Source organism: Paenibacillus koleovorans NBRC 103111 (assembly GCF_004000845.1).
GTDB lineage: Bacteria > Bacillota > Bacilli > Paenibacillales > NBRC-103111 > Paenibacillus_AA > Paenibacillus_AA koleovorans.
This window is the reverse complement of record NZ_BIMA01000221.1, coordinates 1-2,955: the sequence shown is the minus strand read 5'-3', so window position 1 is coordinate 2,955 and position 2,955 is coordinate 1. Positions and strand designations below refer to the sequence as shown.

Genomic DNA, 2,955 nt, shown 5'->3' with positions numbered 1-2,955 from the left:
CGGTCGGCACGGTCAAAGCGAAATGCACAATTACTCAACTCGCATTTAGGAATAATCACGATCAGCCATCCATTCCATCCCCTTCAAGGACATAGCTTTCCTCTGCTCAGCGTAAAAGAAGTCAATGGGTTACGTCGGTATTCGCTTCAGACGAGTTCCGGCGTCATTTGTGTCCCCGAAACATGGATTAACCAGCAGCCTGAATCCGTTCTAGCTTCGCAATCACTCCCCTTCGACATCCTGACTCTCAAAGATTTATCCCGGTTCCTTCGAACACTAGAGGATTTACCGAAACAAGCAGCGAACCCTGTTGACAACCCAAAACGGAAGGAGGTAATATCTTATTATGGACGATAATGATAAGACTAGACTTAAAGCCATTCCTACTCCACAACTTCAAGAGCGCAAATCCCACATTCTTCAGTCACTCCCTCCTTTGGATCACATCATTCGCGGTTCTCTCATCACTCGCCATATTAAATGCGGTAAACCGAATTGTCACTGTGCGACAGGGACGGGCCATAAGAGTTTGTATCTCTCCTCCTTTTATCGTGGGCGTACCTACATGGATTATGTCCCGGCAGCATGGGAAGCTTGGGTTCGCAAGGGCTTGGAAAACTATGATGGTATCCAAGACCTTCTCTCGGAATTAACAGAACTGAATTTGGAGCTTCTTCGACGCCGAGAGAAGAGTTAGCCGGTACTTATGGAGGGCTCGCTATGTCTAGTTCTGTACTAGCCGAGTTAGTCGGGAACGATCCACTCAAGGTGGATGAACTGGTTACGATCTTTGCAGGTTTAGTTCGTTCCTGCCTGACCGCGATCCATAAGGAGGAACAAAGCCATGAACACGAAAGTTCGACCGGAGCACCTGAACCGGACAGCCATTGTGTACATCCGGCAGTCGACACTTGCTCAAGTCCGTTACCACAAGGAGAGCACGGAACGTCAGTATGCTCTTCAGCAGAAAGCCTTGAACCTCGGGTGGGACAAGGAACAGGTTCAAATCATCGACGAGGACCTGGGAATTTCGGGCTCCGGCCGCTCCGAGCGCCAAGGATTCCGGAACTTGGTCGCCCAAGTCTCTTTGGGGCAGGTTGGCGCGATCTTTGGCCTCGAAATTTCTCGATTGGCTCGCTCCTCAGCCGATCTTCTTCGCCTCCTGGAACTATGTGCTTTGTTCAACACCATAGTAGTGGATGAGGATGGGATCTACGACTTATGCGACTTTAACGACCGACTCATCCTGGGCTTCAAAGGTACGATGAGCGAAGCGGAGCTTCATTTCCTTCGGGCTCGCATGCTCGGTGGCAAAAAGAATAAAGCTCGAAAAGGCGAGCTTCGCTTTCCCTTACCTGTTGGCTACTGCTATGATGCAGATGGCCTAACCGTCATGGATCCCGACGAAGAGGTTCGGATTGCTGTACGGAACGTTTTTCACGCCTTCCAGACCAGTGGAAGCGCCTATGGGGTAGTCCAATTTTTTGCGCAGAACGGCTTGCGTTTTCCCAAGCGGGCCTACGGCGGAGCCTGGGCAGGCAAGCTCATTTGGGGAACCTTGAACCACGGACGGGTTCTCGGCATCTTGTACAATCCCGCTTATGCCGGCGCTTATGTTTACGGACGCTACCGCGATCAAAAGCGGGTTGATGAACAAGGCCACTTTATCCATCACATTGTAAGGCTGCCGAAAGACCAGTGGGAAGTCCTTATTCACGATCACCATCCGGGATATATTTCTTGGGAGGAGTACGAGAGCAATTTAATGAACCTCCAAAGCAATCGGACAAATATAGAGCGCAGCGGACCTGCACGAGAAGGTGCGGCTCTATTGCAAGGCCTCGTGATCTGCGGTAAGTGCGGACGGCGTATGAGCGTAAGGTACACCGGTAATGGCGGCATCTCGCCCGTTTACGAATGCAAGGGCAGGTGGGAGCACGGAAAACGTGCCACTTGCACGACAGTACCTGCATCTAGCGTGGATCAGGCGATTGTCAACCGACTTCTCGATGTCATGCAGCCAGCTCAGTTGGAGCTCGCCCTTCAAGTCATGGACAGGCTGGTGAATGCAGAAGACGATACCGACAAAGGCTGGAAACTCCATATTGAACGTGCAAAGTACGAAGCAGACCGAGCAGAGCGGCAATACCAGCAGGTAGAACCGGAAAACCGCCTGGTCGCCAGGAGCCTTGAAGTGAGGTGGAACGAAAAATTAGCGGAATTGTCGCGGGTTGAAGATGAGTACGCCCACTACCGTTCCCGATTGAGCTGGAGACCAACAGAGCAAGACAGAGCAGAAATTCTGGACTTAGCGAACACACTGCCTCGAGTATGGAACGCTCCATCTTCATCCATAAAGGAACGAAAGAGAATTCTCCGATTGCTCATCGAAGACATTACCGTATTCGCTGAAGCCAGGAATCCAAATGTCCGGTTGGGACTACAGTGGAAAAGCCGTTGCTGTGAAGAAGTTCATACCAAAAAGTCTCTTCCGCAAGGGATGGCTCGGAAGCACTCGCAAGAAATCTCGGACCGAGTTCGTATGTTAGCCGCTACAATGACTGACATACAAATTACCTCTCTTTTGAACGAAAGCGGACTACATACGCCTGAAGGTCGGTGTTTCACCGTAGCCTCCATCAAGTGGATACGCTACATACATAAGATCCCTGCGTTTTCTCTGCCGCGGGAAGGGTTAACGGTAAAGGATGTCGCCGATCGGATTGGTGTAACGACGCATGTCGTCTACTACTGGCTCGAACATGGCATGTTGCGCGGCCAGAAGAGAGGTCCGGGTTATGCTTGGGATATCCACCTTGATGAAAGTAAAGAGGCTGAATTGAGAAAGCGCATGCTGGAATCGGGGCATATACAGAATTGGAAAAACGCGGATAAGTAAAGCTTTGCACTAAAGTCCAAAACCAAATTGGGAGGCGTGCAGTATGAATTCACCGT

General features: G+C 50.7%; 3 protein-coding genes. All 3 read left to right on the top strand.

What is annotated here, in order from left to right:
• Positions 1-357 (top strand): DUF5372 family protein (locus tag PKO02S_RS32715; RefSeq protein ID WP_164821822.1); only part of this gene is annotated, 357 nt, incomplete at its 5' end.
• Positions 347-697, top strand: a complete 351-nt coding sequence (locus PKO02S_RS31745) for a DUF6788 family protein (protein ID WP_218033989.1) — start codon at positions 347-349, stop codon at positions 695-697. The genes PKO02S_RS32715 and PKO02S_RS31745, both read left to right, overlap by 11 nt.
• A 147-nt stretch (positions 698-844) precedes the next feature.
• Positions 845-2,899: a recombinase family protein gene (locus PKO02S_RS31740; RefSeq protein ID WP_127589258.1), complete on the top strand. Its 2,055-nt coding sequence runs from the start codon at positions 845-847 to the stop codon at positions 2,897-2,899.
• The last annotated feature ends 56 nt before the right edge of the window (positions 2,900-2,955 follow it).